Source organism: Gilliamella sp. N-G2, assembly GCF_002142215.1.
GTDB lineage: Bacteria > Pseudomonadota > Gammaproteobacteria > Enterobacterales > Orbaceae > Gilliamella.
The window spans coordinates 39544-53861 of sequence record NZ_NAST01000003.1; the positions used below are offsets into that span (position 1 = coordinate 39544).

The following is a 14318-nucleotide window of genomic DNA, read 5'->3' on the forward strand; positions in this document are numbered from 1 at the left end:
TAGTTATCAATTAAAAAACACGATATCATCTTATCGTTAAACTTGTAATAATAAAATTTGTCCCCATAATAACTGTTATTCACTAAGTTTTCGACTAAATTTGGAGTACCGTATGACAGAACAAGAGAACAATATGTCAGAAAATGAAACAAACATTGAAACCCAAGCTGAGCAAAGTACTGAAGAGCAAACCCCATCACAACCAAGTGTTGAAGATCAGTTAAAGGCTAAAGATGCTCGCATTAGCGAACTTGAACAAGCACTGCAACTTGCTAAGAAAAACGAGAGTGAAGCAATGATTCGTGCTCGTGCTGAAATCGATAATGTACGCAAACGTGTTGAACAAGATGTTGATAAAGCACGTAAATTTGCTCTTGAAAAATTCTCAAATGAACTTTTACCGGTGATTGATAATCTTGAACGGGCATTAGAATCTACCGATAAAAATAATCCTGAACATAAAGCAACGGTAGAAGGATTAGAGTTAACACTTAAATCATTTTTAGATACGGTCAAAAAATTTGGTATTGAAGTTATCAATACAGCTGATTCACAGCTAAATCCTGATCTGCATCAAGCAATTAGTATGGTTGAATCACCAGAACATCAATCAGGACAAATTGTTAATACTATTCAAAAAGGCTATACACTTAATGGCCGATTAATTCGACCAGCAATGGTAATTGTAGCTAAATAAAGTTAGGCTATATAGTAAAAAACCGCCAAAATAGCTGGCGGTTTTTTTTATCGATTTTTCTGCTCCTCACGAGTCAGTTTTTTCATCTTTTGTTCAATACGTTGTCGCTTTAATGGCGAGAGATAGTCAACAAACAGTTTACCTTTTAAATGATCCATTTCATGCTGTATACAGATGGCTAACAATTCATCAGCATCGATTTCGTAAGGATTACCATTACGATCTAACGCTTTAATCTTGATTTTTTCCGATCTAGGCACAAATCCACGGCAGTCAGGTATCGATAAGCATCCTTCTTCAATGCCTGTTTCACCCTCTTGACTAATCACTTCTGGATTAATAATCACATAAAGTTGGCTTTTATCTTCTGACACGTCAATTACAATAATTTGCTCATGCACATCAACTTGCGTTGCGGCAAGCCCAATGCCATGTTCAGCGTACATGGTTTCAACCATATTATCGATAATTTCTTGTAGCTCAGGTGTAAAATTAGAGACAGGCTTAGCGACTGTGCGAAGTCGTTCGTCTGGGAAACGTAATACCGGTAAAATAGCCATAAATTCTTCGATCTACTCCTCAATTTGGTGTTTTCTCAATTTCGTATACATTGTAAACATTTATTATGCCCATGAATAGCCTTAGTTGGCTATTGGTAAAATATATCTAATCAATTCTAGATATGGTTCAAGCTAACGATGTATATAAAAGGACTGTAATGAGTAAATATGAATTTTTATTGCGAATTTCAATGCTTGGCCATAAAAGAATGAGATATTTTGAAAAAATAGGACTATATTTTCGCGCTGGTCTACCTAATAAAATAAATAATGTACCACTATTATTGGAAAAGATAGGCGTTTGTAAAACTCTTCAAAGTCGTTTTTTTGCCATTTCCTATCTTCATTTTGAACCCATCCTCGATTGGTTAGCTACCGCTAACCCAGCTAAACATTTGATTGCTTATTGTGACTCAGATTATCCAACATTACTTAAACAAATCAGTTCACCGCCATTATTGCTATTTGTTATGGGTAATAAACAACTATTACATTCTCCACAAATTGCAATGGTGGGCAGCCGTGAATTTAGTGAATATGGCGCACAGTGGGGGCGCTATTTTGCTAGCGAATTAGCAATTAATGGTTTAACCGTTACTAGTGGGCTCGCTCTCGGTTTAGATGCCATTTGTCATCGTGGTGCACTAGAAGTATTCGGCAATACCATTGCTGTATTAGGTAGCGGTTTAGCTGAAATTACACCACGCGCCAATCTAAGATTGGCAAATGATATTTTAGCTCAAAACGGAGCGCTTATTTCAGAATTCTGCCCATTTGAAAAAGCAAGATCAGTATACTTTCCTCGTCGAAATCGAATTATTAGTGGATTGAGTTTAGGGACATTTGTGCTTGAAGCTTCTGAGCAAAGTGGTTCACTTATTACCGCACGTTATGCTCTTGAGCAGAATCGTGATGTTTTTGCTTTGCCAGGTGATATTGATAATCCCAATAGCCATGGTAGCCATTATTTAATCCAACAAGGCGCTTATCTTGTTACTAAACCAACCGATATTTTAGAACATTATAGTGGCTTTTTATCATCACTTAATCGACAGAATAATCATGAAAACAAAGAGAGTAATACCGTTTTATATCCAGAAATTTTTGCTGTTATACATCATCAGCCTATTGCTGTTGATACAATCGCTACGCTAGTTGATTTACCCATTCCTGAGTTAACCATTAAATTATTAGATATGGAAATAGCTGGCTTAATTATCACAGTCACTGGGGGCTATATTCGTAACCGCACGATATAAAGTTATAGAAAGAATTGAGGAACGGGGTTTTTTAACATAAAAAAACCGCTGTAAAGATACTGCGGTTTATTAAAATGAATAACTAAAAAGAATAACCAAGTTATTTATCGTCTACTTCAAGTGCAATTTCAGATAAGATAATGCCTGTATTATCAGCATAAACAAAATCACCTGAGAAGAAAGTTACACCGCCAAAATTGACACGAATATCAACTTCGCCAACACCTTGATCTTCTGCACCAACAGGAATTGCAGCTAGTGCTTGAATACCAATTTCAGCATCAGCAAGATAATCTACTTGGCGCACTGCACCATAAACAATAATGCCTTCCCATTGGTTTTGTAGGGCAATATCAATTAATTCGGCATCTATCAATGCTCGACGCACCGAACCACCGCCATCAATAACCAATACTTTCCCAGCACCATTGGATTGTAACACTTCGTACAAAATGCCGTTATCTTCAAAACATTTAACGGTGACAACTTGGCCAGAAAATGAAGCCACACCACCAAAGTTACTAAATATCGGTTCGACAACGTTCACATCTTCTGGGTAGTAATCGCAAAGAATTGATGTATCAAATTCCATGGTCGAGTCTCCTTATACAGTAATATCTATTCGATTCTAGTATAACGCTAACATGAAGTAAAACGATATAAATTTGGAATAAACGTGAGCTAGCTCAAAATAATACCTAAACAATAAAGTAAATTAGTCAATAAAGCAAGTTTGACCATTTGTACTAATAGTGGCACAGCGTCTTTATTCGTATTAAATTTAAACACCATGTACATATGTTTAAGATACAACGGCAGTGTTAATAAAAAGATACCACTGCAATAAGTGTGTAACTGTTGATAAGCAAATAAACCAAAGAAACATAATGATACAATTAACAAAACTAACTGATAACAACAACCATAAGTTTTACCAATCAGCACAATCAAAGTCCGTTTATGATGTTGTTTATCACTTTCATAATCACGCAAATTATTAATATTCAGCACTCCCACTGCCAACAAACCACTAGCTATTGCAGGAAAAATTATTGATGCCGATAAAGTTTTAGTCTGTAAATAATAACTGCCCATCACACCAACTATGCCAAAGAAGATTAACACCGATAGATCACCTAAACCAATATAGCCATAAGGTTTTTTACCAACGGTATAAGTAATTGCTGCGATGATTGAAGATAAACCTAATAAGATAAAAATTAATAATTGATAAGCGTTATTACAGGCTAACCAAAGTAGAGTCAATCCAGAGCAAACACACAATATAATGGTGATCCAGATAGCTATTTTTAACTGATTAAGAGTGATTAGACCTAGCTGTAAACCACGTTGATGGCCGATTAAATTGTGTTTATCGCCACCTTTAACCGCATCACCATAATCGTTGGCTAAATTTGATAAAATTTGTAACAACGCTGCAGTAATCATTGCTAACAACATAATTATTAGATCAAAAGAATGTTGCCAATACGCAAGCGCATTGCCCAACAAAATAGCAGAAAACGATAAAGCTAATGTTTTCGGACGTAAACTAATAATCCATGGATAACATTTATTGGCCATATAACTGTTTTTTTACGAAAAAATCAATCATTCATCATATCAGTAATTGATAGTATATTCATCCATTAGCACTAACTAATAGATGGTTTATTATCAATTTTTTTATTATTGGAATGCATAAATTTCTTTATTTTTCTGATGTATCCTCTGATTTTACCCTCTCGCAATGCCGCAATAAAAAAGCCTAACGAACCATAAATTGCACCAAGAAATAGAATCATAAAGATATTAAATAAATTATCTGACAAACCTAATCCCATCTGATTTACTCCAGCAATCATATTGGTTGCCCAAGTTGATGGTAACATCCGTGATACCGTTTGTACCCATAACGGCATGGCATCAAGTGGCCATATGGTACCAGATAGATAAAATACCGGTGTTGTCAAAAAAGCTAAAGTTAAGTAAATCATCTCGGTTCGATGTAAACATTCAGTCAGTAATTTACTTAAGCCTAATACTCCTAATAATAGCGGAAATGTCATCACCAAAATCGCCGGTATGCTAGCTAATTGCCGATAACCAAGCACCCATGGCCATAATCCAAACAGAACTAAAGACAAAAATAACCATATCGGAATAAGACCACACAAGCTACCAAATATGACAATTTTTGGCGGTTTTCCTTGTGGCAGTGAATGCAAAGTTAGATTAGTTCGTGTTGAAGCTATTAAAAAGGTATGTTGCAATAACATAACTAACAAACCAGGAAACGTTATCGCCGCAAAACTGATACCAGCATTATAAAGCGGCATAGTTTGCCCTTTAATTGGTGATAAGATGATATTAATCTGTGGATCAGAAAAACCACTATTCCGCATCACCCGCGTATTATATTCGGTCAATATTTGTTGATATATTCCTCTAATATCCACCTGTATCAGACCATTTGCTAAACGGCTAGAGGCATCACCATAAGCTGGGATTGTCACATCCTCACCATTCAATAGTCGCTTTTCAAAATCCCGTGGAATGGTGAACACCGCAAATAACTTACGGCTGTTAATATCATCGTAGGCTTGCAATGAATTTTCATAAGTAAGCACATCAATTTTGGAACTGGTATTTAAAGAACGAATCAGACTTCGACTGGTGGTAGTATGATCTTGATCAACAATCGCAACCGGCAAATTGGTGATGGTACCATTCACATATACTAAACTCATTAACGAGACAGACACCAACAGCAACAGCCACATTGGTCGCATTAGCATATAAAAAAACATCTTTACTGCTGAAGATAAAAATAGCTTAAGCATGCCAATATAGCCTCTTACTGTGAATGTAAACGTTTGACTAAACGTTTTCTTACTAATACTGTAATAATTATTGGATAGATCATTAAAATAGCACAGGTTTTCAATACCGATATATAACTAGAATGCCGTAAAAATAGATCGAATAATTTATTTAGCGCATAGGTTAAAGGTTCAAGTGACGAGATAAATCTCGCTATCCACGGCATCGACAATTCTGGCACAACCACCCCCGAATAAGTTAATGCCAATCCAACTAACACCCCAATATAGGTATAGGCATCTAATACATTTTTGGTAAACGTATAAAGTAAAATACCGATACTTTGTGCTGCAATCACATAAAAAAACACCACTAGCATCATAGCGAATGGAGAACCTGATACCCTAGCATCAGAAAATAACACCAGCATTGCTATTTCAAACATTAATAACATAGTATACCAAATGGTATAAGGTGCTAATTTACCCAAAACAAACGGATAATTAGGCCGAGTTCGCTTAGGCAAGCGAGATAAAATATAAATAGTTGTCGTTACAACAAATAGTTGTAATAAATGTACTACTGCAGAAAACTGCTGAAAGTACATTGAGTTACCACTGGCATTAAATAGCCCATCATAATTGAAATTAACTTGTGCAAGTTTCGGTACCGGCAAACCAACACTCGTCGCCATGGTAGTACGATATTGAGTATTTAATGAGGCTATTAAACCTGAATAATCCATTATAGAATAGAGACCAGCACTATAGTATAAAGCATTATAATAGAGCATCGGTGTTGGTTGACGTCCTGCTAACACATCAGCTTCAAAATTAGGCGGAATATACAAAATAGCGTAGATTTTTGCTTTTTCTAAATCGCGTTCTGCGCTCTTAAGCTGATTATCATAATTGAATAAATTTGCATGCGCACCAGCATTAAGATCGCGAACAATTTCACGAGATAAAGTACTTTTATCTTGATCGACATAGCCTACTGGCAGATCAAATAACACACCTCGGTAAAATATACTACTGATGATCACAAAGATAATCAGCGGTAAAATCCACATTAACCAGTGGAAAGTAAAGCGCTTAAATATATCTGGGATTTCATCGTTAAATGCGTCTTTAAAGCGATGCCAGAAGTCTAAAATTAGTCGTCGATTTTCCATAATGTACTCATACCTGCACGTAAGCCTTCTACAGGTTTAGTTGGATAAAGTCTAATTTCAAACGTTTTTAAATCAAAATCACCCGTCGCTCGTGTTGCCCGTTTAGTAGCATAATCTCCCATTGGCGCAATAAAACGAATTTCAGCTTCAATTTCTTTATTACCAAGCGCAGGAACTTCCAGTTTAACATGATCACCTTTGTGAATATTAGGCATAATATTTTCACGCAGATTAAACACAAAATAAGCTTGCGGTAAGCGAATAACCGTTAATAGTGGACTATTAGGATTAAATAGCTCGCCAACTTCAGCTGGAATTGAACCGACTTCCCCATCTACTGGCGCTTTAACTTGCAAATCATCGTATTGGATCTGTAGTTGTTTAAGCTGTTCTTCAGCTTCTTTTAATTTAGCATTATAGATTTCTCGTTGTTCAATCCGATCGCCATTTTTGGCTTGATCTAAATTAGCTTGAGCTGACAACACTTGTTGATAAGCCGCATCACGAGTTTTTAGCGCACTATCTAATATTGATTGAGAGACAAAGCCTTTGGCCGAAATCGCTTTGTTGCGATTGTATTCTTTAGAGGCGTTATCGTAAGCAACTTTAGCTTGTTCAAGTAATGCTTCATAATAACGAATACTCTCTTCACGAGTACCATTTTGAGAAAGTTGCACTTGTGCCTGCGCTTGCTCTCTGGCTGCTTCAGCGGCTTTAACTTGCGCTAACAATTCAGGGCTATCGAGTGTAATTAAGATGTCATTTTGCTTAACATCATCACCTCGATTGACATGAATAGTCTGCACTCGCCCCTTTGCTTTTGAGGAAATGCTAACATTAGGTGCATCCACTTCACCTTGCAAAATTAGCTGGCTACTATGAGCACGAATTAAAATCGTCATTGAAATTAAAATAACAATCAATGCAATTACAATAAAAATTTTTTTATTCATATATTTTTTAGATTAATAAGTATCAGATAAGACCTAAACAACTAGGATAATTGTATGTAATAAAGAATTAGCATACTTCAATTACAAATATTATATCATGGGATATCGTGCTAAATTTAAACAATCTAAGCTATATTTTATGCTCAAATAAGAATTAGAAGGAATTATTTACAACTATATTAACAGATTATTCTATTTTAGCCTTAAATAAATTTCAATAATTGTAAACCATCATTTTAATAGATTTTATTTATAAATGTTATCAGTCAAAAAAAATAGATAAAAACCTACTTATTTAGTATGATATTTTTTAATTGAAATAATAAGGCTTAAAATATGCAAAAAATAATTATTATTGGCGGTGGTGCTGGCGGTTTAGAGCTTGCTACCGACCTAGGCGATAAATTAGGCAAAACTGATAAAGCTCAAATTACCTTAATTGATAAAAACAGTTATCATTTATGGAAACCACTATTACATGAAGTAGCAACTGGCGTACTTGATGAGCAAGTTGATAATATTTATTATGCATCTCAAGGACAACAGCATAATTTCGAATTTACTCAAGGTACCTTCACCAACCTTGATCGCAACCAAAAGCAAATTAGCATTATCAATCATAACGATGAAACTTTTCTTGTTGATTATAATATTTTAGTTATTGCTATTGGTAGCACCTCTAATGACTTTGGTACCCCTGGTGTGAAAGAACATTGTATCTTCTTAGATGACCAAAATGCCGCTATTCGCCTACGTGAAACCTTAATTAATAAATTTACTGGTTTTTGTTCGATCATTGATGACGATCAAACCACAAAAGAAGATAAAATTCATATTGCTATCGTTGGCGGTGGAGCGACTGGAGTCGAATTAGCTTCTGAATTACCTCATATGGTGGAAACATTTGGTGCTTGCGGTCGTAATAAAATGTGTTCCGATCTATTAGATGTTTCAGTCATTGAAGCAACCGATCGTATTTTACCAGCTTTACCAGAAAAAACCGCAGCTAGTATTACTAACACACTGAAAAAACAAGGGATTCATGTATTAACCAATACTATGATCACTAAAGCGGAAGGCGATGGGTTTTATCCGAAAGAAGGTGAAATCATTAAAGCCGATATGATGATTTGGACTGCTGGCGTTAAAGCTCCTGATTATTTAAAAGAGATCGCTGGTCTAGAATCAAGCCGATCAAATCAATTAGTGGTAAAACCAACATTACAAACATCTCGTGATGACAGTATTTTTGTTATTGGTGATTGTGCATACGCAATGCAAGACAATGGTCATGCTTCACCACCTACCGCTCAAGCAGCTCATCAAATGGCAAAAATTTGCTATGAAAATATCGTTAGATTATTAAACAACCAATCATTAAAAACATTTAAATACACTGATAAAGGTACTGTGATTTCATTACATGATACTGCTGAAGGTGTAGTCAAATTAATTGGTAATAGTGAAATGGGAGTGAAAGGATTTTTCGCTTTAATGATCCACAAACTACTCTATCGTATGCATCAAGCAAGCTTACTTGGTATTTTTAAAACTATTCGTTTCGCCAGTGCTAGCAAATTTATGTATAAAACCAAATCAACTTCGATTTTTAGTAATCGTGATTAATTGCTAAAAAATATTTAACAGCTACTGAAAAATTTTGTTAAGTAGCTGTTTTCACTTATACTATTATCTTAATTACAATTTTTAGATAATAGATGATGCGTTTTATTTTCATTTTTAGTTTACTTTGCGCTAGTTACACAGCTATAGCAAATTATCAGCCACATGATGGCGATGTCATTTTCCAATCTTCTCAATCAAATCAAAGTAAAGCCATTGAGCAAGCAACAAATTCACCTTATAGTCATGTAGGAATAATTTTTATTAAAAATGGCAAACCTTATGTTTTTGAAGCAGCAAGTAAAGTTATTTATACCCCGTTAGATAAATGGATAAATCGTGGTAAAAATAAAACATATGTGATTAAACGGTTAAAAAATCATCCTTTATCTCAGCAAGAAATTACCAGTTTAAAACAAGTTGCCCATAAATTTGAAAACAAACCTTACGATATTTGGTTTGGTTGGGATGACAAATATATTTATTGTTCAGAATTAGTGTGGAAAATTTATAATCGAGCGCTTAAATTAAAAATTGGTCAATTACAAACAATTAAAGATTTTAATTTATCATCGCCGGCGGTTAAACAAAAACTAAAAGAACGTTATGGTAATAACATTCCATATCAAGAAACGGTGATATCACCGGTTGCGATATTTAATTCACCACTACTTAGCACTGTTGATAAGCGGGATTAAATTAGTAATAATCTTTTTATTGGTGTAAAGCTTTTACGATATAGATGATTCACGCCATGTTGTTCAATGGCGTTTAAATGATCTTTGGTTGGATAGCCTTTATGTTTAGCTAAACCATATTGAGGGTATAACTTATCAAGCTCAACCATTTCACGATCACGGGTCACTTTGGCTAAGATCGATGCAGCACTAATTTCAGCCACTAACAGATCACCTTTAACCACTGCTTGGGTTCGAATACCAAAATTAGGGCAACGATTACCATCAACTAACACATAATTTGGTTTAATGTTTAAGCCAGACACGGCTCGTTGCATTGCCAGCATGGTAGCATGTAGGATATTGAGTTCATCAATTTCATCAACCGATGCTCTAGCGACACACCATGCTAATGCATTTTGTTTAATAATATCAAAGAGCGCTTCACGTTTTTTTTCTGATAATTTTTTAGAATCAGTTAATCCCTCAATCGGTTTATTCGGATCTAAAATCACCGCAGCAGTTACGACATCGCCACAAAGTGGTCCGCGACCAACTTCATCAACACCGGCAATTAATGTCGCATCAGGGTAAGTAAACTCTAATAACAAGGGGAATCCTCTAATACATCTAATACCGCCTGGGCAGCTTGTTCATCAGCATTACAGCGAATTTGTTTATGTAAAGCTAAAAATGTTGCTTTTAGTTCGGTGTTGTCACTTTCTAAAAAAGGTAAAACATGATTAGCGATATTTTCTGGTGTACAGTCGTGCTGTAATAATTCAGGGACGATTTCTTTACCCGCTAGAATATTAGGTAGAGAAACATAAGGGGTTTTGATAAGTTTTTTTGCCAGCCAAAAGGTGAAAGCTTTCATTTTATAGCCAACAACCATTGGGCATTTAGCCAGCATACACTCAAGTGCCACCGTCCCTGAAGCTAAAATTGCAGCATTACTGGCAATCATAGCTTCCCGAGCATAACCATCTAATAATTGCAGCTTAAGCTCTGGTGCAATCTCTGCCTTTATTTGTTCAAATTCCGCTCTTCTTTTGCTATTCACTAATGGAACTACAATATTTAAATCAGGGAATTTATCACGTAACAATTGCGCTGCTTTTAAAAAAGGCTCAGATAATAATGTCACTTCGGCATGGCGACTGCCGGGTAATAAGGCTAAGCATTGGCAATCAACAGGAATACCTAACTGTTGACGCATAGCTGTTTGATTGGGTTCGAGGGGAATATCATCGGCCATTTTATGACCAATAAATCGACAAGGTACATCAAATTTATCATAAAAGGCTTTCTCGAAAGGCAGAAAAGCTAAAATTAAATTTGTATTGCGTTTAATCTTAAATACCCGCTTTTGCTTCCAAGCCCAAACAGAAGGACTGACATAATGAATCGTTTTAATCCCAGCTTGCTTAAGTTTACCTTCTAACGAGAGATTAAAATCCGGCGCATCAATACCAATAAAAACATCGGGTTTGAGATCAATCAAACGTTTAGTAATATCACGACGAATAACTAAAATACGCCGTAGCCGACCTAATACCTCAACAATCCCCATCACTGATAGCTCGTCCATTTCATACCAAGCTTGGCAACCTTCAGTTTGCATTAGTGGACCAGCAATACCGACAAATTTAATATTAGGATGGTGTTTTTTAAGAGTGCGAATTAAACCGGCACCAAGAATATCGCCAGATGTTTCACCAGCGACCAGAGCAATGGTTAACTGCTTATCTGTCATTAACGGATAATGCCTCGGGTTGAACGAGCAAAAAAGTCATTAAACAGCTGTATTTCTGGATACTGTTTAGCTAGCATTGCAATTTCAACTTTTGCATCGTCAAGCGTTAATCCATTTCGATATAGAATTTTGTACGTGTTACGGATGGCTTGTAGTGCTTCTTTACTAAAGCCACGACGTTTCAAGCCTTCATAATTGACGCCATGTGGTGTTGCGTGATTTCCTTGAGCAATAACATAAGGAGGTACATCTTGAGCAACGCCAGAACAACCGCCAACCATAACGTGAGAACCGATTACACAAAATTGGTGTACTGCGGTCATACCGCCAATAATCACATGATCATCTAACTGAACATGACCACCAAGCGTGGCATTATTAGCCAAAATACAACGATCACCAATGATACAATCATGCGCAACATGGGCATTAATCATCAATAAATTATCACTACCAATACGGGTTAACTCACCACCTTGAACAGTGCCACGATGAATCGTCACACTTTCCCGAATCATATTGCGATCACCAATTTCGGTGCGAGTTGGTTCACCACGATATTTCAGATCTTGGTTAACTTCACCAATTGAAGCAAATTGATAGATTTGATTATTTTGACCAATTTTGGTGTGTCCATTAACGACAACATGTGATTTTAAAAAGGTACCATCACCTATTTCAACATTTTCACCAATATAACAAAAAGGCCCGATTTTGACATTATCACCAATCTTTGCCCCCTTTTCTATTACTGAACTTGGGTGTATTTCCGTTGCCATAGCAATTCCTTAATACGTTTGGGATTTTTCAAAATCAAAATTATTTACGAGCACACATCATCTCAGCTTCGCAAACTAATTTGCCATCAACTGTTGCAACACCATGGAACAATGCTATACCACGACGTTCTTTAATATATTCAACATCAAGCATAATTTGATCACCTGGCACCACAGGTCGTTTAAAGCGAGCTTTATCGATTGAAGCAAAATAGTAAAGTTGACCTGGTGACAATTCTTCAATACTTTTAAACGCTAAAATTCCCGTTGCTTGTGCCATTGCTTCCAAAATTAAAACGCCTGGGAAAATCGGTTTATTCGGGAAGTGACCTTGGAAAAACGGTTCATTAAAAGTGACATTTTTAATGGCTTTTAATGTTTTACCTTTCTCATAGCTAAGTACACGATCAACCATCAAAAATGGATAACGGTGTGGTAGTAAACTGATAATTTCTTCAATATCAAGGGTATTAAGTTCGGTAGTCAAAATAGCTATCCTTATAAATTATATTTTATAACTTATTTGTATTATAACTGAGGATACTACTTTCACTCAAGGAGTGATTTAAACGCCAAATTTTAAAATTTGTGATGACTAAAAAAAACAAATTAATGTAATTAATTATCTAAATGATATGTAAATACTATTTTATACTATATTAGATCATATATAATACGTTCAATATTTAGCTAAAAAGATGATTAACTTGGAGAGTAGAATGAAATCATTTATAAAAATGACATTAGTAAGTAGTGCTATCGTATTAGCATTAGCGGGCTGCGATGAGAAAAAAGCTACCGAAGAAAACAAAGCACCAGCAACAACCACTGCAACAACAAATAGTGCTGAAAATATCAATGTGACAGAAAGCAAAACTGAAGCAACTATTGCACAAAACTCAGCAGATAAAGCGACAATTTCAACTGATGCGCAAAAAGAAGCCTATGCGTTAGGTTCTTCATTTGCTAACTATATGAAATCAAATTTAGAACAAAATGAAGTAACTGCCGATCAAGAATACCTAATCAGTGGCTTTAATGAAACCATGCGTGGTGCCTCACAACTTAGCCAAGACGAAGTTAAAAATGTGTTAGATGCATTTGGTAAACGAATTCAAGAAGAAAGCCAAGCTCGTTTTGAAAAACAAAAAACTGAAAATACTGCTGCTGGTGAAAAATACCGCGAGGATTTTGCTAAGCAAGAAGGTGTAATTAAAACTAAATCTGGTTTAATGTATAAAGTCATTAATGAAGGAACCGGTCGTCATCCGACAGCAGAAGATACTGTTATTGTCCATTATGTTGGTACATTAACAGATGGTCGTACATTTGACAGTTCTTATGATCGTAATGAACCAGCAACTTTCCCACTCAATGGAGTAATTAAAGGTTGGACAGAAGGGATCCAATTAATTGGTGTTGGTGGTAAAATTAAATTAGTTGTTCCACCTGAATTAGCCTATGGTGACCAAAGTTTCCCAAGTCAAGGCGATAAACCAGGTATAACACCTGCATCAACTTTAGTTTTTGAAGTTGAGCTACTTGGTATAGATAGCGATAAGGAAAATAATCAAGAATCAACACCGGCAGTAAAAACCGAACCAGAACAAACACAAGAACAACCAGCAGCTAACTAATTTTATGAATCCATTAAATTATACACTGGTTATTATGGGTCCCGCTTATGGGGCCCAATCTGCTTATTGCGCTTATCAATTCGCGCAAATACTGCTTTCAAGCACTAATCATTCCATCGATAATATCTTTTTTTATGCGGATGGTGTTTACAACGCCAACTGTTATACGGATCCGGCTAATGACGAGTTTGATTTAATCAAAGCTTGGCAAAACTTAGCTAAACAATATTCCTTAAAGCTTACGGTCTGTGTAGCGGCTGCGCAAAGACGAGGAATTAGTGTAGACAATCTTGCCGAACATTTTGAATTAACTGGTCTTGGAGAGTTAAGTGAAGCAATAGCAAATTCAGATCGGGTTCTACAATTTTAAAAATAGGCTG

Annotated in this window: 16 protein-coding genes; 6 read left to right on the top strand and 10 right to left on the bottom strand. The window is 35.7% G+C overall.

Translation table 11 applies throughout. The features are described 5' to 3' along the window. Positions 1–112 precede the first annotated feature (112 nt). Positions 113–697 carry a nucleotide exchange factor GrpE gene (gene grpE, locus B6C99_RS02235; RefSeq protein WP_086358330.1) on the top strand — a complete coding sequence of 195 codons (585 nt, stop codon included), beginning with the start codon at positions 113–115 and terminating at the stop codon, positions 695–697. A gap of 47 nt (positions 698–744) precedes the next feature. Here the strand turns inward: grpE and def are convergent, their stop codons facing one another. After that, complete coding sequence (def, locus tag B6C99_RS02240; protein ID WP_086358331.1) at positions 745–1257, bottom strand: peptide deformylase; 513 nt, start codon at positions 1255–1257, stop codon at positions 745–747. A gap of 158 nt (positions 1258–1415) precedes the next feature. Here def and dprA point away from each other — a divergent pair, with 158 nt between their 5' ends. Further along, a complete protein-coding gene (gene dprA, locus B6C99_RS02245; protein ID WP_158092423.1) occupies positions 1416–2516 on the top strand; it encodes a DNA-processing protein DprA in 1101 nt (366 codons plus the stop codon). Positions 2517–2616: 100 nt separating this feature from the next. Here the strand turns inward: dprA and rraA are convergent, their stop codons facing one another. The 5 genes from rraA to B6C99_RS02270 form a co-directional block, all read right to left on the bottom strand. Next, positions 2617–3108 carry a ribonuclease E activity regulator RraA gene (gene rraA / locus B6C99_RS02250; protein ID WP_086358333.1) on the bottom strand — a complete coding sequence of 164 codons (492 nt, stop codon included), beginning with the start codon at positions 3106–3108 and terminating at the stop codon, positions 2617–2619. A gap of 89 nt (positions 3109–3197) precedes the next feature. Further along, positions 3198–4100 carry a 1,4-dihydroxy-2-naphthoate polyprenyltransferase gene (locus B6C99_RS02255; protein WP_086358334.1) on the bottom strand — a complete coding sequence of 301 codons (903 nt, stop codon included), beginning with the start codon at positions 4098–4100 and terminating at the stop codon, positions 3198–3200. A 71-nt stretch (positions 4101–4171) separates the two neighbouring features. Beyond that, positions 4172–5359, bottom strand: a complete 1188-nt coding sequence (locus B6C99_RS02260; protein WP_065652037.1) for an ABC transporter permease — start codon at positions 5357–5359, stop codon at positions 4172–4174. A gap of 14 nt (positions 5360–5373) precedes the next feature. Further along, positions 5374–6513, bottom strand: coding sequence for an ABC transporter permease (locus B6C99_RS02265; protein ID WP_086358335.1), 1140 nt, complete (start codon positions 6511–6513; stop codon positions 5374–5376). Then, positions 6495–7466: an HlyD family secretion protein gene (locus tag B6C99_RS02270; RefSeq protein WP_086358336.1), complete on the bottom strand. Its 972-nt coding sequence runs from the start codon at positions 7464–7466 to the stop codon at positions 6495–6497. Before B6C99_RS02270 ends, B6C99_RS02265 begins: the two co-directional genes overlap by 19 nt. Positions 7467–7802: 336 nt before the next feature. Between B6C99_RS02270 and B6C99_RS02275 the strand changes: the two genes are divergently transcribed. Continuing rightward, positions 7803–9092, top strand: a complete 1290-nt coding sequence (locus B6C99_RS02275; protein ID WP_086358337.1) for an NAD(P)/FAD-dependent oxidoreductase — start codon at positions 7803–7805, stop codon at positions 9090–9092. 95 nt (positions 9093–9187) lie between these two features. After that, complete coding sequence (locus B6C99_RS02280; protein ID WP_371265806.1) at positions 9188–9787, top strand: YiiX family permuted papain-like enzyme; 600 nt, start codon at positions 9188–9190, stop codon at positions 9785–9787. Here B6C99_RS02280 and rnhB read toward each other — a convergent pair. From rnhB to fabZ, 4 genes are read right to left on the bottom strand one after another with little or no spacing between them, the layout of a single operon-like run. Next, complete coding sequence (rnhB, locus tag B6C99_RS02285) at positions 9784–10377, bottom strand: ribonuclease HII (RefSeq protein WP_086358339.1); 594 nt, start codon at positions 10375–10377, stop codon at positions 9784–9786. The genes B6C99_RS02280 and rnhB overlap by 4 nt on opposite strands. Continuing rightward, on the bottom strand, positions 10368–11522 hold the full coding sequence (gene lpxB, locus B6C99_RS02290) for a lipid-A-disaccharide synthase (RefSeq protein WP_086358340.1): 1155 nt from the start codon (positions 11520–11522) through the stop codon (positions 10368–10370). Before lpxB ends, rnhB begins: the two co-directional genes overlap by 10 nt. Then, complete coding sequence (lpxA, locus tag B6C99_RS02295; RefSeq protein ID WP_086358341.1) at positions 11522–12301, bottom strand: acyl-ACP--UDP-N-acetylglucosamine O-acyltransferase; 780 nt, start codon at positions 12299–12301, stop codon at positions 11522–11524. The genes lpxB and lpxA overlap by 1 nt, the downstream gene beginning before the upstream one ends. A 40-nt stretch (positions 12302–12341) precedes the next feature. Further along, positions 12342–12788, bottom strand: coding sequence for a 3-hydroxyacyl-ACP dehydratase FabZ (fabZ, locus tag B6C99_RS02300; protein ID WP_086358342.1), 447 nt, complete (start codon positions 12786–12788; stop codon positions 12342–12344). A gap of 232 nt (positions 12789–13020) precedes the next feature. Here fabZ and fkpA point away from each other — a divergent pair, with 232 nt between their 5' ends. Together fkpA and tusD are read left to right on the top strand one after the other, a co-directional pair. Further along, the gene (fkpA, locus tag B6C99_RS02305; RefSeq protein WP_086358343.1) at positions 13021–13938 is read left to right on the top strand and encodes an FKBP-type peptidyl-prolyl cis-trans isomerase; all 918 of its coding nucleotides are present in this window, start codon (positions 13021–13023) and stop codon (positions 13936–13938) included. Between the two features lie 4 nt (positions 13939–13942). Beyond that, positions 13943–14308: a sulfurtransferase complex subunit TusD gene (gene tusD, locus B6C99_RS02310; RefSeq protein WP_086358344.1), complete on the top strand. Its 366-nt coding sequence runs from the start codon at positions 13943–13945 to the stop codon at positions 14306–14308. The last annotated feature ends 10 nt before the right edge of the window (positions 14309–14318 follow it).

Excerpts from the sequence above, each read along its gene's own strand:
- tusD (WP_086358344.1), top strand. The coding sequence starts at position 13,943 with ATGAATCCATTAAATTATACACTGGTTATTATGGGTCCCGCTTATGGG.
- B6C99_RS02275 (WP_086358337.1), top strand. The coding sequence starts at position 7,803 with ATGCAAAAAATAATTATTATTGGCGGTGGTGCTGGCGGTTTAGAGCTT.
- def (WP_086358331.1), bottom strand. The coding sequence starts at position 1,257 with ATGGCTATTTTACCGGTATTACGTTTCCCAGACGAACGACTTCGCACA.
- fkpA (WP_086358343.1), top strand. The coding sequence starts at position 13,021 with ATGAAATCATTTATAAAAATGACATTAGTAAGTAGTGCTATCGTATTA.
- lpxB (WP_086358340.1), bottom strand. The coding sequence starts at position 11,522 with ATGACAGATAAGCAGTTAACCATTGCTCTGGTCGCTGGTGAAACATCT.
- grpE (WP_086358330.1), top strand. The coding sequence starts at position 113 with ATGACAGAACAAGAGAACAATATGTCAGAAAATGAAACAAACATTGAA.
- B6C99_RS02265 (WP_086358335.1), bottom strand. The coding sequence starts at position 6,513 with ATGGAAAATCGACGACTAATTTTAGACTTCTGGCATCGCTTTAAAGAC.
- B6C99_RS02270 (WP_086358336.1), bottom strand. The coding sequence starts at position 7,466 with ATGAATAAAAAAATTTTTATTGTAATTGCATTGATTGTTATTTTAATT.
- dprA (WP_158092423.1), top strand. The coding sequence starts at position 1,416 with ATGAGTAAATATGAATTTTTATTGCGAATTTCAATGCTTGGCCATAAA.
- B6C99_RS02260 (WP_065652037.1), bottom strand. The coding sequence starts at position 5,359 with ATGCTTAAGCTATTTTTATCTTCAGCAGTAAAGATGTTTTTTTATATG.
- B6C99_RS02280 (WP_371265806.1), top strand. The coding sequence starts at position 9,188 with ATGCGTTTTATTTTCATTTTTAGTTTACTTTGCGCTAGTTACACAGCT.
- rraA (WP_086358333.1), bottom strand. The coding sequence starts at position 3,108 with ATGGAATTTGATACATCAATTCTTTGCGATTACTACCCAGAAGATGTG.
- lpxA (WP_086358341.1), bottom strand. The coding sequence starts at position 12,301 with ATGGCAACGGAAATACACCCAAGTTCAGTAATAGAAAAGGGGGCAAAG.
- B6C99_RS02255 (WP_086358334.1), bottom strand. The coding sequence starts at position 4,100 with ATGGCCAATAAATGTTATCCATGGATTATTAGTTTACGTCCGAAAACA.